At 45.8% G+C, this 24,440-nt stretch carries 18 protein-coding genes and 12 tRNA genes; 1 reads left to right on the top strand and 29 read right to left on the bottom strand.

Going from position 1 to position 24,440, the window contains the following annotated elements:
- Window positions 1-118: 118 nt before the first annotated feature.
- From EKG39_RS02330 to recA, 18 genes are all read right to left on the bottom strand, one after another.
- Window positions 119-1,249 (bottom strand): sodium ion-translocating decarboxylase subunit beta, encoded by a 1,131-nt coding sequence (locus EKG39_RS02330; protein WP_126503853.1) that lies wholly within the window; start codon window positions 1,247-1,249, stop codon window positions 119-121.
- A gap of 8 nt (window positions 1,250-1,257) precedes the next feature.
- On the bottom strand, window positions 1,258-3,072 hold the full coding sequence (oadA, locus tag EKG39_RS02335; RefSeq protein ID WP_126503856.1) for a sodium-extruding oxaloacetate decarboxylase subunit alpha: 1,815 nt from the start codon (window positions 3,070-3,072) through the stop codon (window positions 1,258-1,260).
- 25 nt (window positions 3,073-3,097) lie between these two features.
- Complete coding sequence (locus tag EKG39_RS02340) at window positions 3,098-3,343, bottom strand: OadG family protein (RefSeq protein ID WP_126503858.1); 246 nt, start codon at window positions 3,341-3,343, stop codon at window positions 3,098-3,100.
- Window positions 3,344-3,844: 501 nt separating this feature from the next.
- Window positions 3,845-3,936, bottom strand: a tRNA-Ser gene (locus EKG39_RS02345).
- Window positions 3,937-3,957: 21 nt separating this feature from the next.
- Window positions 3,958-4,034 (bottom strand) — tRNA-Arg (locus EKG39_RS02350).
- Window positions 4,035-4,123: 89 nt separating this feature from the next.
- Window positions 4,124-4,200 (bottom strand) — tRNA-Arg (locus tag EKG39_RS02355).
- An 81-nt stretch (window positions 4,201-4,281) separates the two neighbouring features.
- Window positions 4,282-4,358, bottom strand: a tRNA-Arg gene (locus EKG39_RS02360).
- A gap of 89 nt (window positions 4,359-4,447) precedes the next feature.
- A tRNA-Arg gene (locus EKG39_RS02365) sits at window positions 4,448-4,524 on the bottom strand.
- A 46-nt stretch (window positions 4,525-4,570) separates the two neighbouring features.
- A tRNA-Arg gene (locus tag EKG39_RS02370) sits at window positions 4,571-4,647 on the bottom strand.
- A 120-nt stretch (window positions 4,648-4,767) separates the two neighbouring features.
- Window positions 4,768-4,859 (bottom strand) — tRNA-Ser (locus EKG39_RS02375).
- A 22-nt stretch (window positions 4,860-4,881) separates the two neighbouring features.
- Window positions 4,882-4,958: transfer RNA gene (locus EKG39_RS02380), tRNA-Arg, on the bottom strand.
- 75 nt (window positions 4,959-5,033) lie between these two features.
- Window positions 5,034-5,110: transfer RNA gene (locus EKG39_RS02385), tRNA-Arg, on the bottom strand.
- 32 nt (window positions 5,111-5,142) lie between these two features.
- A tRNA-Arg gene (locus EKG39_RS02390) sits at window positions 5,143-5,219 on the bottom strand.
- A 35-nt stretch (window positions 5,220-5,254) separates the two neighbouring features.
- Window positions 5,255-5,331 (bottom strand) — tRNA-Arg (locus EKG39_RS02395).
- Between the two features lie 22 nt (window positions 5,332-5,353).
- A tRNA-Ser gene (locus EKG39_RS02400) sits at window positions 5,354-5,445 on the bottom strand.
- A gap of 646 nt (window positions 5,446-6,091) precedes the next feature.
- Complete coding sequence (csrA, locus tag EKG39_RS02405) at window positions 6,092-6,289, bottom strand: carbon storage regulator CsrA (RefSeq protein WP_012141666.1); 198 nt, start codon at window positions 6,287-6,289, stop codon at window positions 6,092-6,094.
- 467 nt (window positions 6,290-6,756) lie between these two features.
- Entirely contained in the window at window positions 6,757-9,381 is a 2,625-nt protein-coding gene (gene alaS, locus EKG39_RS02410; RefSeq protein WP_126503859.1) for an alanine--tRNA ligase, read from the bottom strand.
- Window positions 9,382-9,777: 396 nt separating this feature from the next.
- Complete coding sequence (recA, locus tag EKG39_RS02415) at window positions 9,778-10,839, bottom strand: recombinase RecA (protein WP_126503861.1); 1,062 nt, start codon at window positions 10,837-10,839, stop codon at window positions 9,778-9,780.
- A 340-nt stretch (window positions 10,840-11,179) separates the two neighbouring features.
- Here recA and mutS point away from each other — a divergent pair, with 340 nt between their 5' ends.
- Entirely contained in the window at window positions 11,180-13,759 is a 2,580-nt protein-coding gene (gene mutS, locus EKG39_RS02420) for a DNA mismatch repair protein MutS (RefSeq protein WP_126503863.1), read from the top strand.
- Window positions 13,760-13,992: 233 nt separating this feature from the next.
- On the opposite strand, the gene rpoS is transcribed toward mutS, so the two are convergent.
- The 11 genes from rpoS to mazG all read right to left on the bottom strand — a co-directional run bounded on the left by rpoS (window position 13,993) and on the right by mazG (window position 24,366).
- The gene (gene rpoS, locus EKG39_RS02425) at window positions 13,993-14,964 is read right to left on the bottom strand and encodes an RNA polymerase sigma factor RpoS (protein ID WP_126503865.1); all 972 of its coding nucleotides are present in this window, start codon (window positions 14,962-14,964) and stop codon (window positions 13,993-13,995) included.
- Window positions 14,965-15,041: 77 nt separating this feature from the next.
- Window positions 15,042-15,956 (bottom strand): peptidoglycan DD-metalloendopeptidase family protein, encoded by a 915-nt coding sequence (locus EKG39_RS02430; protein WP_246028397.1) that lies wholly within the window; start codon window positions 15,954-15,956, stop codon window positions 15,042-15,044.
- Between the two features lie 40 nt (window positions 15,957-15,996).
- Window positions 15,997-16,632, bottom strand: coding sequence for a protein-L-isoaspartate(D-aspartate) O-methyltransferase (locus EKG39_RS02435; RefSeq protein WP_126503867.1), 636 nt, complete (start codon window positions 16,630-16,632; stop codon window positions 15,997-15,999).
- Window positions 16,629-17,378, bottom strand: a complete 750-nt coding sequence (surE, locus tag EKG39_RS02440) for a 5'/3'-nucleotidase SurE (protein ID WP_126503869.1) — start codon at window positions 17,376-17,378, stop codon at window positions 16,629-16,631. Before surE ends, EKG39_RS02435 begins: the two co-directional genes overlap by 4 nt.
- A gap of 63 nt (window positions 17,379-17,441) precedes the next feature.
- The gene (truD, locus tag EKG39_RS02445; protein ID WP_126503870.1) at window positions 17,442-18,509 is read right to left on the bottom strand and encodes a tRNA pseudouridine(13) synthase TruD; all 1,068 of its coding nucleotides are present in this window, start codon (window positions 18,507-18,509) and stop codon (window positions 17,442-17,444) included.
- Between the two features lie 63 nt (window positions 18,510-18,572).
- On the bottom strand, window positions 18,573-19,058 hold the full coding sequence (ispF, locus tag EKG39_RS02450; RefSeq protein WP_126503873.1) for a 2-C-methyl-D-erythritol 2,4-cyclodiphosphate synthase: 486 nt from the start codon (window positions 19,056-19,058) through the stop codon (window positions 18,573-18,575).
- An 83-nt stretch (window positions 19,059-19,141) separates the two neighbouring features.
- Complete coding sequence (ispD, locus tag EKG39_RS02455; RefSeq protein WP_126503875.1) at window positions 19,142-19,846, bottom strand: 2-C-methyl-D-erythritol 4-phosphate cytidylyltransferase; 705 nt, start codon at window positions 19,844-19,846, stop codon at window positions 19,142-19,144.
- Window positions 19,847-19,893: 47 nt separating this feature from the next.
- Window positions 19,894-20,193, bottom strand: coding sequence for a cell division protein FtsB (gene ftsB, locus EKG39_RS02460; protein ID WP_126504700.1), 300 nt, complete (start codon window positions 20,191-20,193; stop codon window positions 19,894-19,896).
- A 207-nt stretch (window positions 20,194-20,400) separates the two neighbouring features.
- A complete protein-coding gene (gene eno, locus EKG39_RS02465; protein WP_126503877.1) occupies window positions 20,401-21,696 on the bottom strand; it encodes a phosphopyruvate hydratase in 1,296 nt (431 codons plus the stop codon).
- Between the two features lie 118 nt (window positions 21,697-21,814).
- Complete coding sequence (locus tag EKG39_RS02470) at window positions 21,815-23,452, bottom strand: CTP synthase (RefSeq protein ID WP_126503878.1); 1,638 nt, start codon at window positions 23,450-23,452, stop codon at window positions 21,815-21,817.
- Between the two features lie 122 nt (window positions 23,453-23,574).
- The gene (gene mazG / locus EKG39_RS02475; protein WP_126503880.1) at window positions 23,575-24,366 is read right to left on the bottom strand and encodes a nucleoside triphosphate pyrophosphohydrolase; all 792 of its coding nucleotides are present in this window, start codon (window positions 24,364-24,366) and stop codon (window positions 23,575-23,577) included.
- Window positions 24,367-24,440 lie beyond the last annotated feature (74 nt).

Below are 24,440 nucleotides of genomic sequence, written 5' to 3' on the forward strand. Positions count from 1 at the left end.
CAACATAAATCAGATAAAAAAAGCGTAAAAAAAAGTCTCACAATATTAATCTGCGAGACTTGAGTTTAGAAACCAGGCTATCTTATCAAACGAGAATGCTTAACTTGCCCCGAAATAGTTAACCCAATACAGCAATTAACACACCGGCCGCGACGGCGGAGCCCAGTACGCCGGCAACATTGGGTCCCATGGCGTGCATTAACAGGAAGTTGTGTTGATTCGACTCCAGACCAACCTTGTTCACCACCCTTGCAGCCATCGGCACCGCAGAGACACCCGCCGCTCCGATTAACGGGTTGATCTTCCCCCCTGACATCTTACACATAAGTTTAGCCATCAAAACCCCTGTGGCTGTCCCAATTGCAAATGCAACGGCACCAAGGAGCAGGATGCCCAATGTCTCGAGCTGTAAAAACTTATCCGCAGAGAGTTTAGAGCCCACGGCTAAACCAAGGAAAATGGTCACTATGTTGATCAGTTCGTTTTGAGCAGTACTCGATAACCTGTCCACAACACCAGACTCACGCATCAGATTTCCCAGACAAAACATGCCCACCAGTGGTGTAGCAGCAGGCAGGAACAGAATCGTTAGGCCCAGCACCATAAGCGGAAAGATGATCTTCTCTTTCTTGCTCACTTCACGCAGTTGCTCCATCTTTATCTGACGTTCAGACTCAGTCGTTAGCAACTTCATGATTGGCGGCTGAATCAAGGGAACCAGCGCCATGTAGGAATACGCCGCGACAGCAATGGCCCCCAACAACTCTGGGGCAAGTTTTGAAGCCAGGAAAATAGCCGTAGGGCCATCGGCACCACCAATAATGGCGATGGCACCCGCATCTTGCATAGAAAATTCGAACCCGGGAACATAATTCAGGCCGATAGCACCGATCAACGTGGCAAAGATGCCAAACTGTGCGGCGGCCCCAAGAAGCAACATCTTAGGGTTAGCTATCAAGGCTCCGAAATCGGTCAGTGCACCGACACCCATGAAGATGAGCAGTGGAAATACTCCCGTTTCAATCCCGACATGATAGGCGAAATAGAGCAGTCCTCCCTCCTCAGTGAAGCCTCCATTGGGGATATTAGCTAAAATAGCACCAAACCCGATGGGCAGCAGAAGCAAAGGTTCGAAGCCTCTTACAATCGAAAGGTACAGGAGCAGGGCTCCTACTCCCATCATCAGTAACTGCCCCGGAGTAAAGTTTGCAATGCCTGACTCAGACCAAAATGCGATTAATCCTTCCATTTGGCCTCCTAAGCTATACCAAGCAGTTGACTACCGACGGCGACAGAATCCCCCTCTTTTACCCATATCTTGCTGATAACACCATCAGCCTCGGCCCTGACTTCGGTTTCCATCTTCATCGCTTCTAAAATGATGACGACATCACCTTCACGAACGGCATCACCGGCTTGCACGTTCACCTTAAATATATTTCCGGACAATGGCGCATTCATCTCCAATTTGATTTCCCCCGCGGGTGCCGGAGCCACTGCAGCACTCGCTTGAGGTGCCACGAAAGGAACTACATTCTCACTGGGGGTAATTTGATTGATATCTCCACCGGGTGAAACCTCAACAACGAAGCTTTGACCTTGTACATTGACCGTGTATGTCTCAGGCCCGCGCTTAACACTCGAAGCCGTTGCAGAACTGGCTTGCTGCTTAACTTGCGCTGCACACTCAGGTTTTGGCTCGAACATATCGGGGTTATTGCGATTCTTGATGAACTTAAGGCCTATTTGCGGAAACAGTGCATAGGTCAACACATCATCGGCTAACTCATCAGCCAGCGTTAGCCCTTCACTGCTTGCCTTCTCAACAAGTTCAGCGCTAAGGTTTTCAAACTCGGCAGTCAATAGATCTGCGGGGCGACAGGTAATGGCTTCTGCGCCATCGAGAACCTTAGCTTGAAGTGCAGCATTGACTGGCGCAGGTGTCGCACCATACTCTCCTTTTAGCACGCCTTCGGTCTCTTTAGTCATCGACTTATAACGTTCACCGGTCAAGACATTAATGACAGATTGAGTGCCCACAATTTGTGAGGTGGGTGTCACCAACGGCAGGAAACCTAAGTCTTCCCGTACTCTTGGGATCTCCTCCAGCACTTGGTCTAATTTATCTGCGGCCCCCTGCTCTTTAAGCTGATTCTCCATGTTAGTTAACATGCCACCCGGTACCTGAGCACGTAAAATACGGGAATCAATCCCCTTTAGCTCACCTTCGAATTGAGCATATTTTTTTCGAACAACTCTGAAGTAAGCGGCTATCTCTTCAAGCAGCGCCATATCGTAACCAGTGGCTCTCTCGGTCCCCTCTACCATAGCAACCAGCGTCTCTGTTGCACTGTGGCCGTAGGTCTGGCTCAAAGGCGATATTGCAGTGTCCAGTACGTCAATTCCCGCCTCGATGGCCTTAAGGTACGTCGCCGAACTTAATCCTGTCGTTGCATGACACTGCATTGAAACGATCAGATCTGTTTCAGATTTAATCTGACTAATCATATCGAACGCATCATAGGGCTTGAGCAATCCAGCCATATCTTTAATGCACAATGAATGACAGCCCATATCTTCCAGACGCTTAGCCATGTCTGTCCAGGTCTCAAGGTTATGAACCGGGCTGGTTGTATAAGAGATGGTCCCTTGGGCATGTGCACCAACTTCGATGACAGACTTTACCGCTGTTTCCAGATTTCGGACATCGTTCATGGCATCGAAAATACGAAAGACATCGACACCATTAGTATGCGCCCTTTCGACAAACTTATGGACCAGATCATCAGCATAATGACGATAACCAAGCAGGTTTTGTCCACGAAGCAGCATCTGCTGTGGCGTATTTGGCATCGCCTTCTTTAGCTCTCTGAGTCGCTCCCAAGGATCTTCTCCCAGGTAACGAATGCAGGAGTCAAATGTAGCCCCACCCCAGGATTCCAAAGACCAGAAGCCGACTTTGTCCAACAATGGTGCAATGGGGAGCATATCCTCGGTGCGAAGACGAGTGGCGAGGATTGATTGATGTGCATCTCGTAAGACAACATCAGTTAACGCAAGTGGCTTGCTCATAAAAACTCCCTACTAATATTTTTTATTATGCTTTGGCACGATATTGGTGAATGGCTGAAGTGATAACCGCAACCATCAGGGGATCCACGCCCTGTGCGGAACCTGTATCTCTCTTTTCAGCTGGTTCATTATGCTCAATGGGCTGTGGAGCAAATTTATATGCCACCAACTTTATGCCTAAGATAAGCATGCTTAGAAACACAAAAACCAGTCCCATGCCTAAAAGCATGATGCCAAGTGCTTCAATCATTTGTTCAGATATTGAATCCATATCACCCTCTGTATCAAATTTACTCCACCAATGAATATATAGCATCACCAGGCAGTTTTTTATTCAGTTAAAGCCTGAAAACCACCGGGTAAACACCAAAAACCATCCATTTATTGAGCAAATTAACCCTGTTCACGGGAAAAACAATAACTAATCTATAACAAAATTGCGAGCACCTTGTAAATTGGTCATACCAATAAAAGCAAAAACAAACCATCAACGAAGAGAATTCACCATTTTATGCAAGACATTAATAAGGAATCATCAACAGGCAAGCGGTTTTCATTACTTTTAAGTAAATGGAGCAGTGAATAGATAGAAATTGAATTTAGAATAAAAGACAAAAAACGACCAAAATGAAAAATTATGCAGTACTTTAAGAAAGTGATAAGTGATAAGTGATAAGTGATGATGAAAGACAAAAGATGAAAAGAGAAAGAGAAAAGCGACAGGTACAAAAAAGCCCATTGATATTATCAATGGGCTTTAATATAGAGTTAATGGCGGAGAGGGAGGGATTCGAACCCTCGATGGGATTTAAAGCCCATACTCCCTTAGCAGGGGAGCGCCTTCGGCCACTCGGCCACCTCTCCTAATTTACTCGAAAAAGTAAATGGTGCGCGTGGGAGGATTCGAACCTCCGACCGCCTGGTTCGTAGCCAGGTACTCTATCCAGCTGAGCTACACGCGCAAATCTTACATCTTAAAGCCATCAATACTCAGACAACTTTATTTCCGCTTAACTAATTAATAACTTAACCAGTTAAACAGACTTGAATATGGTGCGGATGGGAGGATTCGAACCTCCGACCGCCTGGTTCGTAGCCAGGTACTCTATCCAGCTGAGCTACATCCGCACAATTAACACTTAACACTTAACACTTAACACTTAACACTTAACACTTAACACTGACTTTCAGACCTTGTCTGAAAAGAGATGGTGCGCGTGGGAGGATTCGAACCTCCGACCGCCTGGTTCGTAGCCAGGTACTCTATCCAGCTGAGCTACACGCGCAAATCTTACATCTTAAAGTCATCAATACTCAGACAACTTTATTTCCGCCTAACTAATTAATAACTAAACCAGTTAAACAGACTTGAATATGGTGCGGATGGGAGGATTCGAACCTCCGACCGCCTGGTTCGTAGCCAGGTACTCTATCCAGCTGAGCTACATCCGCACAAATAACACTTTAACACCAATTATCAGGCTTAATCTAAAAGAGATGGTGCGCGTGGGAGGATTCGAACCTCCGACCGCCTGGTTCGTAGCCAGGTACTCTATCCAGCTGAGCTACACGCGCGATATCTTTCTTCTAATAGTAATCTTTATTTAACGATCTCATTGCGTTGAGCATAAGACATTAAGAACTACCTTAAGCCACAAAAAAACCCGTTGATTGCATCAACGGGCTTGATTGTAATGGCGGAGAGGGAGGGATTCGAACCCTCGATGGGATTTAAAGCCCATACTCCCTTAGCAGGGGAGCGCCTTCGGCCACTCGGCCACCTCTCCTAATTCACTTTATAAAAGTAAATGGTGCGCGTGGGAGGATTCGAACCTCCGACCGCCTGGTTCGTAGCCAGGTACTCTATCCAGCTGAGCTACACGCGCAAATCTTACATCTTAAAGTCATCAATACTCAGACAACTTTATTTCCAGTTAATCAATTAACTGGAAACTTGAATATGGTGCGGATGGGAGGATTCGAACCTCCGACCGCCTGGTTCGTAGCCAGGTACTCTATCCAGCTGAGCTACATCCGCACAAATAAAACTTTTCGACTCTATATATTGAATGGTGCGGATGGGAGGATTCGAACCTCCGACCGCCTGGTTCGTAGCCAGGTACTCTATCCAGCTGAGCTACATCCGCAACGCGTTTCAATATATTCCGTCATCTCACAAAAATGGTGCGGATGGGAGGATTCGAACCTCCGACCGCCTGGTTCGTAGCCAGGTACTCTATCCAGCTGAGCTACATCCGCATCGTATTTTGCAAGTAAGAAATGGCGGAGAGGGAGGGATTCGAACCCTCGATGGGATTTAAAGCCCATACTCCCTTAGCAGGGGAGCGCCTTCGGCCACTCGGCCACCTCTCCGTTTCTTGGCGCACATATTACTGTTTGAAGAAAATAAGTCAAACCATTTCTTTTAAAGCATTTCTGTTTGGGGTGTTTTTAAACAGATCAACCAAATATTATACCAATCCTATTAAATATCTGATCATTCAGCGGGAATCGTAAGCATTTTAGGCCTGGCGCTATTGGTTCCCCAGCCACTGCACCACGCGTCATCTATCTCCAATATCCGGCCTGCTACATCTCAATCATACCTATAAGCGTGCGATATAGAGATAGACCACAACCGATGCCCAGGATTAACGGCCCCCAGTGACATAGTCAGTGATGCTCTATCCTTTGCCCTACCTCCTATAGCCTATGGCCCTTCCCCTAGAACTCGATGCCTTACAGAGATACTTGCTGATGTTCCATACGTCCTACAATCATCATCTATAGCTCAGAGGAAACCAAAGGTCATGTGACAAGCAGGCCAATGAATGAGCTTGGTACTCTTGGGGACACAACTAGAAGGTATCAGGAGAACAGGAGAACAGGAGAACAGGAGAACAGGAGAACAGGAGAACAGGATGAAATTACTCTATAAACAGATACCGAATGCCAGAAAGCAAAAAAGTCAGCGATAAACTGACTTCTCTATTTCAAGACTAATCTTGTGCAGGCTAGATTAGAAATTGCCACCTTCAGAAGGGTTGCCAGCTTTTTCAGACTGAATGCGCTGGTAGATCTCTTCACGATGTACTGAAACTTCTTTAGGTGCATTCACACCGATACGTACTTGATTACCTTTAACGCCTAAAACAGTGACAGTTACTTCATCACCAATCATCAGTGTTTCACCAACACGACGAGTCAATATCAGCATTCGTTTACTCCTTTAGTTCCAAATTCTGCTTTACACGGCACTAATCCGTTATATATACGTATTATAAGGTTAGCTTAGTACAAATTAATAGTACTCTTACCGAAATCCATCATTAAAATGCAGCTTATTTAATTCAAAAGCGTGATATAGCCCCCGAACAGTACCTGATAACATGATAGGGCCCTTAGCAATAGCTAAGCTAATGCCAGACTCTGTGGTTAAGCTAGCATTAAATCTATAATTACCCAAGGAACAAAGTCCTTTATCATCAAGATAGAACGATTGGTGATCAATTACTTTAACAATCCCTACATTAACATAGTCAAACGGTTACAAAATGCGAATAATCCTTCCCCGCTAAAGCCGGTCCTACACTAAACATCAAACAATAAAAAAGCGTTTCAGATCGCTGAAACGCTTTTAGATTGCCAAAACTGACTATTAACCGACTGATATTAAGCTAACGGTTAAGCCAAACGCTCTGTAAGCCATGGGATAACTTGCTCTAAGGCACTATCCAGGTTCTCTGGTTGGCTACCACCGGCTTGCGCCATATCTGGTCGACCGCCACCTTTACCACCGACTTGAGATGCAATCGAAGCTACCAGCTCACCCGCCTTAACTTTAGCGGTCAAATCTTTGGTTACACCTACGATCAGATTAACTTTTGCATCTCCGGCGATACCCAGAACCACGATGCCAGAGCCAAGCTTCTGCTTCAGCTCATCTTGCAATCCACGTAGCGCACCGGCTTCGACACCGTCCAGCTTTTTAACCAACACATTCACACCGTTGATCTGCTGTGCTTCACCCGCTAAATCGGCACTTGTGGCCGCAGCAAGCTTATCTTTAAGCTGAGATAACTCTTTTTCAAGCAGCTTAGTGCGATCCAACTGTGCTTTAAGCTTAGAAACAACAGATGCACTATCAGCTTTAAGCAACGCAGCAGCTTGGTCTAACTCCGCTTTTTGCCCTGCTACATAGGCCATAGCCGCCGCGCCGGTTACCGCTTCGATGCGACGCACGCCTGCAGCAATACCACCTTCCGAGGTGATCTTAAACAGACCAATATCACCGGTACGACCCACGTGAGTACCACCACAAAGTTCGATAGAGAAATCGCCCATAGTGACAACTCTGACTTCGTCGGTATATTTCTCACCGAAGAGCGCCATAGCCCCCTTCTCTTTCGCTTGATCCATGTCCATCACTTCAGCACTAAGCTTGTGGTTTCTACGGATCTGAGTATTAACTAATTCTTCGACAGCCTTCAACTCCTCAGGCTTAACACCCTCGAAATGAGAAAAATCGAATCGCAATCTTTCTGAGTCAACTAATGAGCCCTTCTGAGTCACGTGTGTACCCAGCAGTTGGCGTAGTGCGGCGTGCAATAGATGAGTCACAGAGTGGTTAAGCTCAGTACGATGGCGAAGCTTTTTATCGACGTTCGCTTCCAGGCTATCACCGACAGATAAAGTACCTGATGTTAATGTTCCCTGATGTCCAACGGCTTGACCATACTTTTGAGTATCCTTCACATCAAATTCGATGCCATTAGCCGACAATACACCTCTATCACCACATTGACCGCCCGACTCACCATAAAAAGGTGTGCTGTCGAGAACGATAACCGCTTCCTCTCCAGCATTCAGTGAATCCACAGATTCACCCGCTTTATAGATAGCAGTGATCTTACCGGCAGCAGTTAACTCCGTATAACCGGAGAAGAGGGTCTGCTCATCAATTTTCAGAGAATCATTGTAATCTGTTTCGAACTGTCCGGCCGCCTGAGCTCGGCTTCTCTGCTCGGCCATAGCGACTTCAAAACCCGCCTCATCGACGGAAATCTCACGTTCTCGACATACGTCCGCAGTCAAGTCGACCGGGAAACCATAAGTATCGTAAAGCTTAAATGCAGTTTCACCATCTAATACATCGCCTTTCAGTGCGTTTAGCGCACCATCTAGGATACCCAGACCACGCTCCAGCGTACGGGCAAACTGCTCCTCTTCTGCTTTCAACGACTTCTCAACGATAGCTTGAGTTGCCACCAGCCCTTTAGCCGCATCGCCCATCACTTCGATCAATGTAGGTACAAGCTTATAGAAGAAGGAATCGCTAGCGCCCAGCTTATTACCGTGACGAACCGCACGACGAATAATACGACGAAGAACATAACCACGACCTTCGTTTGAAGGCATAACTCCGTCTGCAATCAGGAATGCACATGAACGGATGTGATCGGATATAACGCGCAGTGATTTATTTTCTAAATCGGTAACCGATAATATTTCGGCAGTTTTCTTAATCAGTGCCTGGAATATATCAATTTCATAATTTGAGTGAACGCCCTGCATGATTGCAGCAATACGCTCGATACCCATGCCGGTATCTACAGACGGCTTAGGCAGTGGCAGCATCTCACCATCAGATTGGCGATTGTACTGCATGAAAACGATGTTCCAGATCTCAATGAATCTGTCACCATCTTCTTCCGGAGTGCCCGGTCGTCCGCCCCAGATGTGGTCACCGTGGTCATAAAAAATTTCAGAACATGGGCCACAAGGTCCGGTATCACCCATCTGCCAGAAGTTATCTGACGCGTATGGTGCGCCTTTATTGTCACCTATGCGAATAAGGTTTTCAGCAGGTACGCCGATCTCTTTAGTCCAGATATCATAGGCTTCATCATCGGTCTCATAGATAGTGACGCACAGACGCTCTTTCGGCAGCTTTAACTCTTGAGTAAGAAAGTTCCATGCAAAACTTATCGCATCACGCTTAAAGTAATCACCAAAGCTAAAATTACCCAGCATTTCGAAGAATGTATGGTGACGGGCTGTGTAACCGACATTATCTAAGTCGTTGTGTTTACCACCAGCGCGAACACAGCGCTGAGACGAAGTCGCACGCGTATAGTTGCGCTTATCTTCACCAAGAAATACATCTTTAAACTGGTTCATACCCGCGTTAGTAAACAGCAAGGTAGGATCGTTAACAGGTACCAGTGAACTACTGTCCACAACCTGATGACCGTTAGTACGGAAATACTCTAAGAAAGCACTTCTTAGCGCTGCAGTGGTTTGATACATGAAATCATCCTGAATAAGGTTAAGCTAACAGTGATTGTTAAATCACCGACATTCTATTTAGCCGAACATTATAATCAGTCTCAATGATAACGACCAGAGTTTTAGGAGCACAAAGCGGCAAAGGGGGGGAAATCTGCAAGTCCCGGGCGGGATAAATGTTTTAAAATGGAAAAATGATCCGCTGTGAACACTCAAGGCACAGACATTTATTCGTAACAGGAAGCGTATTCCAGCGCGTAGGGCTATCGTCGGGGAAACCACTGGCTTCACATCAACCTAAGGCCTCAAAGCCCTTAACTTCAACGCAAAAAAAACGCGGTGCGCAAGTAGCGCAACCGCGAATATAGTGTGCCAAATGGCTTTCATTTTGGCTCATCTATCGTCTTAAGAGGGAAGTTAAAACACTTCACCCGTTTCAAGATCGATGTTTTCATCTCCGGTCGCAGAATCTGCAACTGGCGCAGCCGGCGTTAGCAGTAAGGCTCGAAGGGCTTCATCAATCTCTTGTGCAACGGCTGGGTTCTCAATCAGGTATTTACCGGCATTAGCGCGGCCCTGACCGATCTTATCGCCTTTGTAGCTATACCAGGCGCCCGCTTTTTCGACAAGCTTATGGGCAACACCCAGGTCGACAAGTTCGCCGGTACTGTTGATACCTTGGCCATATAAGATCTGGAATTCGGCCTGCTTAAACGGTGCAGCAATCTTGTTTTTAACGACCTTGACGCGAGTTTCGTTACCAATCACTTCGTCACGGTCTTTGATAGCACCGGTACGGCGAATATCGAGACGAACCGAAGCATAGAACTTAAGTGCATTACCACCCGTAGTCGTTTCAGGGTTACCAAACATAACACCAATCTTCATACGAATTTGGTTAATGAAGATAAGCATAGTGTTGGTTTGCTTAAGGTTACCCGCAAGCTTACGCATCGCCTGACTCATCATACGTGCCGCAAGGCCCATATGGGAATCACCGATCTCACCTTCGATCTCGGCTTTAGGTGTCAGTGCTGCAACCGAGTCGACAACGATAACATCGACGGCGCCGGAGCGTGTCAAAGCATCACAAATCTCTAATGCTTGCTCACCGGTATCAGGCTGTGAACAAAGCAGGTTATCAATATCAACACCCAGCTTTTGTGCGTAGATAGGATCCAATGCATGCTCGGCATCAATAAAGGCACACACTTTACCTTCACGTTGTGCCGCTGCAATGACTTCAAGAGTCAGGGTTGTTTTACCCGATGATTCCGGACCATAAATCTCAACGATACGTCCCATTGGAAGACCGCCAGCGCCCAGGGCTACATCCAAAGAGAGTGAACCGGTAGAGATAGTCTCAACATCCATCGAGCGGTTCTCACCCAATTTCATGATAGAGCCTTTACCGAATTGCTTTTCGATCTGCCCTAAAACGGCGTTAAGTGCTTTCTCTTTGTTCGCGTCTATCTTCATTTCAATATCCTCAGAGGCACAGCGGTTACGCTGATATAAATCTCGTGTTGACCCCACGACTTTACTCAATCAGGAAAACATATCCTGTGTGGGAGTCTCAATATGCAAACTAGTATACTGTACAATCATACAGTATCAAGTACTGATCATGATTATTTTTTCTCACGCTCAAATCGTCTATCGAAGCATCTGTTACGGCTAATAAAATTCAATCTCACGATTTTTCACCACAAAAGGCTCAATAATGGCAAAAATATTGATAATATTGGCGCCAACTATTTATGGCGCTCAATTCGTTGAGAGAGCCTGTTTAATACGTCAGAAAAGAGACGACTTGTAGATGAATGCTATCGATACCCTAAATTTAGAAAAACACACGCCAATGATGCGTCAATACCTGACGTTAAAAGCTGAACACCCTGAGATGTTGCTCTTTTATCGCATGGGTGATTTCTATGAACTTTTTTACGACGATGCTAAAAAGGCATCTGAATTATTGGGGATCTCACTGACGGCCAGAGGAAAGAGTGGTGGCGATCCGATTCCTATGGCGGGTCTGCCTTATCATGCAGTTGAAGGGTATTTAGCCAAGTTAGTCCAACTCAGGGTTTCAGTCGCCATCTGCGAACAAGTCGGCGATCCGGCGACATCTAAGGGGCCGGTAGAGAGAAAGGTCGTACGTATTGTAACTCCCGGCACATTGACCGACGAGGCCCTGCTGCAAGAGAAGCAGGATAACCTGCTCGCAGCCGTCTATCACGGCAAGAGCGGATATGGATACGCCACCTTAGATATCAGTTCGGGTCGATTTGTCGTCGCAGAACTTACCACTACCGAGGCACTTGAAGCCGAGCTGCAACGAACCAATCCAGCCGAGTTACTCTATAGCGAAGATTTCTCTGAGATGGGGTTAATCTCCGGTTTTAATGGTAAACGCAGACGTCCTGAATGGGAGTTTGATTTCGATACCAGCCAAAAATTACTCCTGGATCAATTCGGCACAAAAGATCTCCGTGGTTTTGGTCTGGACAATGTGCGCCTCTCACTTCAGGCAGCCGGCTGTTTAATGCAATATGTGAAAGACACTCAACGAACGGCCCTTCCGCACATTAATTCAATCGTTCGCTTCAACCAAAGCGACAGTATCGTCCTGGATGCTGCAACCCGGCGTAACCTGGAACTCACGATAAACCTCCAGGGTGGACATGAAAATACCTTGGCCTCAGTACTGGATAATACGGCAACCCCAATGGGCAGCCGTATGCTTCAGCGCTGGATCCATGAACCACTGAGAGACCGTCAACAGATCGAGTCTCGTCAGAGTGCACTCACAGAGATATTAGACACGAATTTGTTCGAGACCCTGGAATCTCAGCTAAAAGCCCTGGGCGATGTCGAGCGGATCACCGCAAGACTTGCGCTTCGCAGCGCCAGACCAAGAGACTTTGCCCGCCTAAAGCAAGCCATATCCCTGTTACCGGAAATTCAGCAATCACTTACCAGCTGTCAGTCTCCCCACCTACACCACCTGGCCAGAATGCTCGGTGAATTTCCCGATGAACTCGAGCTGTTAGAACGTGCGATTGTAGATAACCCACCTATGCTTATCCGCGATGGTGGCGTACTTAAAGAGGGCTACAATGCCGAGCTGGATCAGTGGCGGGCACTTAGCCAAGGCGCAACGGATTATCTGTCTGAGCTTGAAGCGAGAGAGAAAGAGCTGACCGGTATCTCGACGCTTAAGGTCGGCTATAACCGGGTTCATGGCTATTATATTGAGGTCAGCCGCAGAGAGTCTGATCTGGTTCCATTGAGCTATCAGCGCAGACAGACGCTCAAAAATACCGAACGTTACATCATTGCCGAACTTAAAGAGCATGAAGAGAAAGTGCTCTCCAGTCAGGGAAAGGCTTTGGCACTGGAAAAGCAGCTATGGGAACAACTATTCGATCAGATACTGCCTAAGCTTCATGAGCTGCAACTCTTTGCACAGGGCGCTGCCGAACTCGATGTGATAAATACCTTCGCTGAGCGTGCGGAAACATTAAATTATCACTGCCCGACACTGTCGCAACATTCCGGTATACACATAGAAGCCGGGCGTCACCCGGTGGTAGAACAGGTGAGCCAATCACCATTTATTGCCAACCCGGTAACCTTGAATCCGACGCGAAAAATGCTCATCGTGACGGGGCCGAATATGGGGGGAAAATCTACCTATATGCGTCAGGTCGCCTTAATCACATTAATGGCGCACATAGGTTGTTATGTCCCCGCCCAGAGCGCAGTGATAGGCCCGGTCGATCGCATATTTACCCGTATCGGTGCAGCCGACGATCTGGCTTCCGGTCGCTCAACCTTTATGGTCGAAATGACTGAAACCGCCAATATTCTCCATAATGCCACCCCGGAAAGTCTGGTATTGATGGATGAGATTGGTCGAGGAACCTCGACCTACGATGGCCTCTCTCTTGCCTGGTCTGCAGCCGAGTACTTAGCTCAGAAAATTGAAGCTATGACCCTGTTTGCTACCCATTATTTTGAGCTCACTCAACTCCCCGAGCTCATGTCAAACGTTGAAAATGTGCACCTTGACGCTATCGAGCATGGCGACACCATAGTGTTTATGCATGCAGTGCAGGAGGGAGCTGCAAGTAAAAGTTATGGTTTGCAGGTCGCCGCGCTCGCGGGGGTGCCAGGTAAGGTCATCACAGCAGCAAAACATAAGCTACATCACTTGGAGAGCCGTGATACTAACAGCGCCGTAGACTCAACGGCCAATTCAAATCAACAGAGTATGGTATTTGATGAACCGGTAAGCTCAGCTGTAGATGAGGCATTGGATAAGGTTAATCCTGATGAGCTAAGCCCAAGACAGGCGCTCGATATCCTGTATGAACTTAAGCGCTTAGCCAATTAATACCAATTGAGAAAGCTTGTACGTCAAATAACAAAAAGCGCACAAAATTGTGCGCTTTTTAATTATCCTGAATGCCTGATATAAATCATCATTTATCTACAACGAATACTGACGAACCAAAACCGATAAATATGATTAAAAAGAGATAAGGACTCATCAGAGCATTATCATATTAAGTGACTAACTGCCTAAAAAAGTCAAAGCTCTCGAATGCATTAAGCAGTTATACAAGGTCAGATTTTAAAAATAGCCTCAACCGATAATCCCTGTGATCCCAGCAGATCTTTAAGTCGTTTTAATGCTTCTACCTGGATCTGACGAACTCGCTCTCTGGTTAACCCAATCTCTTTACCCACATTTTCAAGTGTTGATGGTTCATATCCCAACAATCCAAAACGGCGCGCTAACACCTCTCTCTGTTTTGTATTGAGTTCATCTAACCATTTTACTACTGATTTAGACATATCCTCATCTTGAACTTTGTAGTCCGGGCCGACATTATCGTCATCGGCAAGCACATCGAGTAATGCCTTATCATTATCTCCACCCAGAGGGGTATCAACGGAAGTGATCCTTTCATTTAGCTTTAACATGCGACTGACATCTGCACTGGGAAGATCCAGCTTTTCAGCGATCTCTTCTGCTGTTGGCTCATGATCCAGCTTATGTGCCAGCTCTCTGGCCGTACGCAGATAAACATTGAGCTCTTTAACAACATGTATAGGTAAACGAATCGTTCTGGTTTGATTCATGATCGCACGTTCAATCGTCTGCCTGATCCACCATGTAGCATAGGTTGAAAAACGAAAACCTCTTTCAGGATCAAACTTTTCAACAGCCCTGATTAAGCCTAGATTTCCCTCTTCGATGAGATCCAATAGCGCTAAACCACGATTGTTATAACGACGGGCAATTTTGACGACAAGTCTTAGATTACTTTCTATCATGCGATTACGAGATTTTCCGCAGCCTTTTAGGGCTTTACGGGAAAAATAAACCTCTTCTTCCGCACTCAGTAGGGGGGAAAAACCAATTTCACTTAAGTACAGCTGAGTAGCATCCAGATTTTTTTGTAAATCATCCTGCACTTGCTGTTCAAGCTCATTTTCTTGTGCTTTATTTCCTTTGCTAGTGACACAATCAGACTCGTTCTTAGACAAGTCCACTAAAGGCTCCGCTATTGCGGTACTGTTTTTACGACCCATAAAATGATCTCCCAAATTTTTCTCAAAAATTACTGCACTTTACTATCCTCCAAATGCCAAAATTGGCTCCTAAACCATTATTGTTTAGGTAAATATTTTAGTGGGTTAACAGATTTTCCATGGTACCGGATCTCAAAATGTAACATGACCCGATCAGTACCTGTACTACCCATTTTCGCCAGCGTTTGTCCTACTGCTACAAACTGCTTCTCTTTGACTAAGATCTTATCAGCATGTGCGTAGGCGCTTAAGTAATCATCACTATGTTTGATAATGACTAAGTTTCCATAGCCTCGAAGTGCACTTCCCGCATATACAACACGCCCATCGGCTGCGGATTTTATTATGTCACCACGATTCCCTGCTATCTTAATTCCTTTATTTCCCTGCTCTTTGGCAGAAAAAGTGCCAATCAACTTACCTCTCCTTGGCCACTGCCACCTGCTTACCTTCTTTGGAAGAGTACTGGTTGGCCTGTGGACAGTCTGGTTAACATCTTGTTGACCGCTTGTTACAGAATACGCAGACTTGTGAGCTTGATCAAGTGATTTCTTTGATGGTGTCGTTTTTACTTTCTCAACCGAAACATGCTTACTATCTACCTGTTTATTAGTGACTTTTTCCTTTGCCGGTACAACTTTTGGACTATTATTTGACGCGCTTTTAGACTGTTGACTATTTGTAACAGAGCGTGTCAAATTGAGGTTAAGTTTCTGACCGGGGAAGATGGTATAGGGCTTTTTAAGATTGTTTTTATTAGCTAATTTAATAAAATCATTGTTAGATGCCCACGCTATAGAATAGAGAGTATCACCTTGCTTTACGCGATAAGAATCAGATTTTAATGACCCTTTGTTATAAGCCGTTTTGACCGGGATATTGACGCTCGCGACAGGTGCAGGTCTATCTGACTGAAAACTGCAGCCGACTAAAATTAGCGAAAGGCAACAAAAGATCAAACTGCCCCAATACGTCTTAAACGCAACTACCAAAAAACGCTCCTAAACTTAATTGTCGGCCACAAGCATGACACTATGCCAGTTCACCATTAACCAATGGAACAAACCGAACCATTTCGACCACTTCAGAACTGAAAGTTTCACCATGACGGACCACTTTCAGCAGTTGTTGAGACTCTTCACCTACTGGTATAACAAGCACGCCTTTGTCCGCTAATTGAGCAAGTAGGGCATCGGGAACACTGCTTGCAGCGGCCGTAACCATAATAGAGTCGAACGGCCCTTTATTGGCCCAGCCTTTCCAACCATCTCCATACTTAAAAGAGATATTGTGAAGATCCAGTCTCTTAAGACGCTGTCTCGCCTGGATCTGTAAACTCTTTATTCGTTCAACCGTACAAAGCTCAGGAACCAGCTTAGCTAAGATGGCGGCCTGGTAACCCGATCCTGTACCTATCTCCAGCACTTTCTTAGGTGTATTTTCCAATAAAAGTTCAGTCATTCTTGCGACAATATAGGGTTGAGAGATAGTTTGGCCCTGCCCTATGGGTAATGCTGTATTTTCATAAGCCTTATGGCCAAGCGCCGCATCCAAGAACATCTCTCTTGGCGTATCCGCCAATGCCTTTAAAACATCTTCATTTCTAATCCCTGCATCATACAAGCTTCTCGCCAGATTCAACGCGGACTTTGTCGCTACCCCATTCATATCTTATCTATCCATTGTTGCATTGTTGAGATCTGCTCAAAAGCCGTTAAGTCTACTGTCAATGGCGTTACCGACACATAGCCATTGCTCACGGCGTGAAAATCGGTACCTTCACTGGCATCTTGTTCATCGCCGGGAGGGCCCAACCAAAAAATATCACGCCCAGCGGGATCTTGAGTACGCACCATACCTTCTGCTTTATGCCTTGCGCCCAGGCGCGTCACCTTGATCCCTTTTATCATTTCGATGGGGAGATCGGGAACGTTAATATTCAGTATTTGATCTTGTGCTATCGGTTTCTTCAGTAATCCGGCTACCACCTTACAGGCGAAATGAGCGGCCGTTTCGTAGTGAGTCAGGTTTGAGCCAACCAATGAGATAGCAATTGCCGGTAAACCGAGAAACCGCCCTTCCATCGCCGCCGCTACTGTACCTGAGTACAAGGTATCATCACCTAAGTTTGCCCCGGCATTTATACCGGATACCACCATATCGGGTTCATCTGTGTATAGCTCACGAATGGCCAGGTGCACACAATCAGTAGGCGTCCCGCTTACCGATACATAGCCATTACTCAAGGTATTGATACGTAGAGGGTTCGTCAAGGTTAAAGAGTTACTCGCACCCGAACAGTTTCTGTCAGGGCCAACAGTCATCACCTGATAAGAAGTGGATAGAGCATCTGAAAGTGCCTTTATACCCGGCGCCGTAACACCATCATCATTACTTACTAGGATCTTTATCATTAATTACCGGCCCTGGTTTTCCAATTCTATAATTTTTAAATCAATGCTTAATTAACTGGTTATTTAAGCGTTGGCTTCGGCTTGCCTTGCTTGCTGGCGCAATCGAAATTCGCGATCTTTGACATCTTCATAGTCAAACAACTCCCTTAACACCGAAGTCGCAAAACTGCCCGCAGGCAGAGCAAACTTGATGACTAAGATATCGTCGCCCTCTTGTTGATAGCTGAAATGTTGCGGCTCTAACAACAGGGGACGTCGCTCCTGAGTCAAACCTGCGTGTTCCAGACCATCACGATCTTGTTCAAGTTCGGCAAGGACCTTAGTTTCAAATTCGGCCGCCTCTCCTTGAGGTAAAGCGGCTCCCCTTCCCCACATTGGAGCCGACAACTGAATATCTTTCTCAGCAAGTCGATTCAGCAGCGTTTCATCCCACTGCTCAGCAACAAAATAGCTTTTACTCCCGGACAGCAAAACACTGTCGCCATCGAGTCTGGATAAACCATGTTCGCTAAGTCTTGCCGACACGACCAGGTTAAACAGATAGGAGCGCACAGCAGACAGGTACATACTGCTTTTCTTTCTGTCTTTAACTTTACGACCGGCAAACATCTGTCTTCCAAAGATCAAGTTTTTGCCATCATGACCAAACCTCTGCTCGCCAAAGTAATTAGGCACGCCGGTCTCTTTTATCTTCTCAATTCTGGCAATAACATCTTCCATATCAGAAACCTGACGCAGTGTCAGAGTAAATCGGTTCCCGGCCAATGCACCGATACGTAACTTCTTACCATGGCGACTGCTCGAAAGGATGGTAAGTTGTTCGCTGTTGAGGCTCGCCCAATCCGGCGTTTCCTTACCTGGGATCCGAACTCCAAACCACTGTTCGGTGACCGCATTTTTATCTTTCTGACCGGCATAGGTCACTTCTTTAGGATGAACATGAGCGAACCCAGATAGAATTTTTGCCACATCAGCGGTGTTCAAGCCATCCTTACGAATATGAAGCAGATGATGTTCACCTTCGCCGGTCGGCGCAAAGGGTAAAATCTCCTGTACCAGAAAGTCGCTGTTATGTGTGCGTAAATCTGCTTTTGAAACAGGTTTACCGTGTAAGTAATGAAGTTCAATCATGGTCGCTCTTTATCCGGTCAAATGTACCGAGTTGCTATTATTAAGTGTAATAGATGTGATCAGTTAATCGGCTGTCTTGACGAGAAGCACAACGGCTTCAACGGCGATGCCCTCTTTGCGTCCCGTAAACCCAAGTTTTTCGGTCGTTGTAGCCTTAACATTGATATTGTCTTTATCTGTTTCAAAATCGATGGCTAACACCTCACGGATCGCCTCGATATGGGGGGCCATTTTAGGGGCTTGGGCAATGATAGTGACATCCAGGTTACCTATCGAGTAGCCCTTATCTTTCGCTAATTGATAACAATGACGCATCAAATGGCGACTATCGGCCCCCTTAAACTCTGCATCGGTATCGGGAAAATGCTTGCCGATGTCTCCGAGCGCAACGGCTCCGAGAACAGCATCAGAAATAGCATGTAACACCACGTCACCATCGGAGTGTGCAATAAGGCCAGTCTCATAGGGGACATTTACTCCGCCTAATAGCAGTGGAGATTCGCCACCAAACTTATGCACATCGAAGCCATGACCTATACGTATATTCATTTGCAATCCATATTTGTGTTCATTATGCCATCCCATACGGGCAGCTCTGGAATAGATCGACACTTAGGGGAAAAAATGAAATTTTATCGCTCTAAGCTATTCGCATTCCCTAAGAATAATCCAGCTAATAAAAGGTCATCAGGATGAGTGATCTTAATATTATCGACTCTTCCGTCCACTAAGCCCGGAGACACACCGGCCCACTCCATCGCAGAGGCTTCATCGGTAATATTGGCCTGTTGAGCTAACGCTTGTTCGAGGTTACCTTTAAGGACGCTAGCCGGAAACAATTGCGGGGTTAACGCATGCCATAGTCGTTCCCGGCACACAGTTTCTTTTACCGTTCCGTCCACATTGCCACGTTTCATGGTGTCCCTAACCGGCGCAGCTAAAATTGCACCTTGCGGAAAATGTTGCCGAGATGCAATGAGTTTATCTATATCACCATGAGTCAAACAGGGACGAGCAGCGTCGTGCACCATAGCCCAGCAATCATCACCGAGATGCTTCAGGCAGGCTAGCACCGAGTCGGCTCGCTCAGAGCCGCCAACGACTGTGTGCAACTTGGGATGTGATGAAAGGGGTAAGCTATTAAAAAATTGATCTTGGGGATGAAGTGCAACAACTACATGATCGATTTGAGGATGAGTTAACAGCAGTTCCAATGTCAATTGCAAAATGGTCTTCTCATCAATCAGCAGGTATTGCTTTGGGATCTCGGCTCCCATTCGGCTACCTATTCCCGCAGCGGGTACGATAGCGACAATCTTATCTTGGCAGTCATTCATTTCAGAAGGCTCATGCTATTTCTAATTGGTAAAATAATGCGGAGTGATTAGTTTGAAGCATTAAGTGACTGCCGTTGTCCTCCAACGACTCGAAAAAATGTTTCACCTTTTTTTACCATGCCTAATTCATTGCGGGCACGCTCCTCTAATGCCTCGGTACCACTGCGAAGATCGATGATCTCCTCCCGCAAGACTTGATTTCGTGCGACTAACTTAGCATTACTCACTTGCTGGAAACCAATCTGCTCTCGCAGATGAAACGATTCAGGTAGGCTATTTACTCCTAACCAAAGCTGGTATTGAAGTAAGCCTAGCAGGACTACTAATACAAACAGGAGACGTTTCATAGCTAGTTCAATACTCACTATTGAAAATTCGACGATATTGCATGGATAGTAACAAAAAAGGCCACCTAATGGTGACCTTTTCAATTTTCACAGTAATTTAATCGCTTTTTGCTGTCTCAGTCATCTTAAAAACCATTTTCAGCGGTTAAGAGTTGATGCACAAATATCACTTAAGGATAATTTGTCAGCTAAAAGTTACTCGATAAATTATGCTTTACCTTTAATTTCGCTACGACCGCGGTATGGTGCTTTTTCACCTAACTGCTCTTCGATACGAAGCAGTTGGTTGTACTTAGCAACACGGTCACTACGACATAGAGAACCAGTCTTAATTTGACCAGCAGATGTTGCAACAGCAAGATCGGCAATGGTTGAATCTTCAGTTTCACCACTACGATGAGAGATAACAACGGTATAACCGGCGTCTTTCGCCATACGGATAGCCGCTAAAGTCTCAGTCAAAGAACCAATTTGGTTGAACTTGATCAAGATTGAGTTAGCGATGTTGTTATCGATACCACGCTTTAAGATCTTAGTGTTAGTAACGAACAAATCGTCACCTACAAGCTGGATCTTGTCACCCATGATCTGAGTCTGGTATGCCCAACCATCCCAATCTGACTCGTCAAGGCCATCTTCGATAGAAGCAATTGGGTACTCTTCAGTCAATGACTTAAGGAAGTCTGAGAAACCGTTAGCGTTAAAGACTTTACCTTCACCGGTAAGATCATACTGGCCGTCTTTGTAGAACTCAGAAGCAGCGCAATCAAGTGCTAGAGTTACATCTTCGCCTAGCTTATAGCCTGCTTTTTCAACAGCAACTTTAATCATTGCCAGTGCATCGGCATTTGAAGCTAAGTTAGGAGCGAAACCACCTTCGTCACCAACAGAAGTGCTCAGGCCTTTTTCCTGAAGTACTTTCTTCAAGTTATGGAAGATCTCGGCGCCTACTTGTAGTGCTTCACGGAATGTTTTAGCGCCAACAGGCTGAACCATAAACTCTTGGATATCCACGTTGTTATCAGCGTGCTCACCACCGTTTAAGATGTTCATCATAGGTACAGGCATAGAGTACTGGCCAGCAGTACCGTTTAGCTCTGCGATATGCGCATATAAAGGCAGACCTTTAAATGATGCAGCAGCTTTAGCCGCAGCAAGTGATACTGCCAAAACAGCATTAGCGCCTAACTTGTCTTTGTTCTCAGTGCCGTCAAGATCGATCATGATCTGATCGAGTTCGGCTTGAGAAGTTGCATCTTTGCCCATTAAAGCATCACGGATAGGACCATTGATGTTAGCAACTGCTTTTAATACACCTTTGCCCATGTAGCGAGTTTTATCGCCATCGCGTAACTCTAATGCTTCACGGCTACCCGTAGAAGCGCCCGATGGCGCTGCAGCCATACCGTTAAATCCACCTTCAAGATGAACTTCAGCTTCTACTGTTGGGTTGCCACGTGAATCCATGATCTCGCGACCAATGACATTAATGATTTTAGACATAATTACCTCGATTTAAGTTTAAAAATTAAAAGTTAAAATAAAATCTGGTCACCAAAATTTACATTACCAAAAAACAAAAAGGCCGCTTCCGGTCAACGGAAGCGGCCTTCAAATTGGTTTAGCCTAAATCGCGTTTCTGATACGCGGTGGCTGCAGCAACAAAGCCTACGAATAATGGCTGACCATCACGAGGTGTTGATGTAAATTCAGGGTGGAATTGACCTGCCACAAACCATGGGTGGTTTGGCAGTTCAATCATCTCAACTAGCTGGCGGTCGGAAGAAAGACCACTAAATACTAAGCCTGCTTTTTCAAGACGATCTTTATAGTTGTTGTTAACTTCATAACGATGACGGTGACGCTCTACACAAGTATTGCCTTCATAAGCAATCGCCGCTTTAGAGCCCTCTTCAAGATGACAAAGTTGTGCGCCTAAACGCATAGTACCGCCAAGATCTGACGCTTCATGGCGCTGCTCGACATTACCCTCTTCATTGATCCACTCGGTGATCAAACCAACAACAGGATGCGGTGTTTCTTTGTTAAATTCTGTTGAATGAGCACCTTCGAGACCTGCAACGTGGCGTGCAAATTCAATTAAGGCAACTTGCATACCTAAACAGATACCAAAATAAGGTAGGTTATTTTCACGAGCATATTTAGCCGCAAGGATCTTACCTTCTACGCCACGCTCTCCGAAACCACCCGGAACTAAGATACCGTCTAAGCCTTGAAGTACTTCATCGCCTTTAGCTTCAACCGTTTGTGAATCGATATACTTGATGTTCACTGAAACGCGGTTAAAGAGACCTGCGTGTTTCAACGCTTCATTCACAGACTTATATGCATCGGGGAGTTCAATGTACTTACCGACCATACCAATAGTCACTTCACCCGTTGGGTTAGCTTCCTGGTAGATCACGTTTTCCCACTCTTGAAGATCGGCTTCTTTACACTCAATACCAAAGCGCTTAGTCACGATATCATCGAGGCCCTGAGCACGTAACAGTGCAGGGATCTTATAGATGCTATCAACGTCTTTAAGAGAGATAACGGCACGCTCTTCAACGTTACAGAATAGCGATACTTTTGCTTTTTCATTCGCTGGAATCGCACGATCGCCACGACAGATCAGGATATCCGGTGCGATACCGATAGAGCGAAGCTCTTTAACTGAATGTTGTGTCGGTTTTGTCTTCACTTCACCGGCAGCGCCAAGGAATGGCACCAGAGTCAAATGCATAAAGAGTGAACGTTCACGTCCTAATTCGACACTTAACTGACGAATAGCCTCTAAAAATGGTAGGGATTCGATATCACCAACAGTTCCGCCAATCTCGACGATAGCAACATCATGCCCTTCGCCGCCCGCAAGCACTTTCTCTTTGATCGCATTGGTAATATGAGGAATCACCTGAATGGTGGCGCCTAAATAATCACCACGACGCTCTTTACGAAGTACTTCTTCGTAGATACGACCGGTAGTGAAGTTATTACGACGGTTCATCTTGGTACGAATGAAGCGCTCATAGTGACCTAAATCAAGATCAGTTTCAGCGCCATCCTCAGTAACAAACACTTCACCATGTTGCGTCGGGCTCATAGTACCCGGGTCCAAATTGATATAAGGATCCAGCTTCATCATGGTTACATTAAGGCCACGGGCCTCTAAAATTGCTGCCAAAGATGCTGCTGCAATGCCTTTACCTAGTGATGAAACCACGCCACCAGTAACGAAGATATACCTTGTTGTCATTATGAACCTGAGAAAGTGAGTTGGAAATATGTGCTTGTATGAAAGCACTAGGACGGGGCGTAATTATACCAAAGCCCTAGCGATTCGACAAACAAGTTAAACAATAAATTTGATCTAAATGGCTATTCCTGTAATTTTATTTCACCCCAATAACACTCCAGCTCCTCTAACGAGTGCTCCTGCATCGACTTGCCGCTCTGACCAGCTAAAGTTTCAACACCTCGAAAGCGTCGTTCAAACTTAGTGTTGGCCTGCCTGAGGGCTTGTTCCGGTTCGACACCCAAATGCCGCGATAAATTAACGACTGCAAATAAGAGGTCTCCCATCTCATCTTGTACCTTAGATGGGATCACTTCCTCTTGTTCAACTTCATGCAAGACCTCGGCGATCTCCTCATGAATTTTATCGACCACAGGCGCAAGCTCTGCCCAATCGAAGCCAACGCGCGCAACCCGTTTTTGAATCTTCACCGAGCGAGTCAATGCAGGCAAGCCAAGAGGTATATTATCTAATACTGAATGTAGCTCTTTTTCACTACGTTCATTAGCCTTTATCTTCTCCCAGCTCTCTTTCACCTGCTCTGTGCTTGCCCCTTCCAGTTCGCCAAAAACATGTGGATGCCTTGAAGTGAGTTTAGTACAGATTTTCTCTATCACATCACCAAAATCAAATAGCCCTTGCTCTTTTCCCAGTTGACAATAAAACACCACCTGAAAAAGCAGATCACCTAACTCATCGGGGAGTTCGTCCAGTGCCATTCGCTCTATGGTATCGGCAACTTCGTAAGCTTCTTCCAACGTAAAAGGCACTATCGTTTCGAACGTCTGCGCCCTGTCCCAGGGACAACCATTAATCGGGTCTCTGAGTTTAGCCATGATATCGAGAAGAGGCTGCATATCGGCATTATGATGCATCGAAGATCCTTGAATGAATTTTGAAAAATTAAATTTAAAACGAAAATGAAATTAAAATGAAAATGACGACCTAA

This window comes from Shewanella atlantica (assembly GCF_003966265.1).
In the GTDB taxonomy this organism is placed as follows: Bacteria; Pseudomonadota; Gammaproteobacteria; order Enterobacterales; family Shewanellaceae; genus Shewanella; species Shewanella atlantica.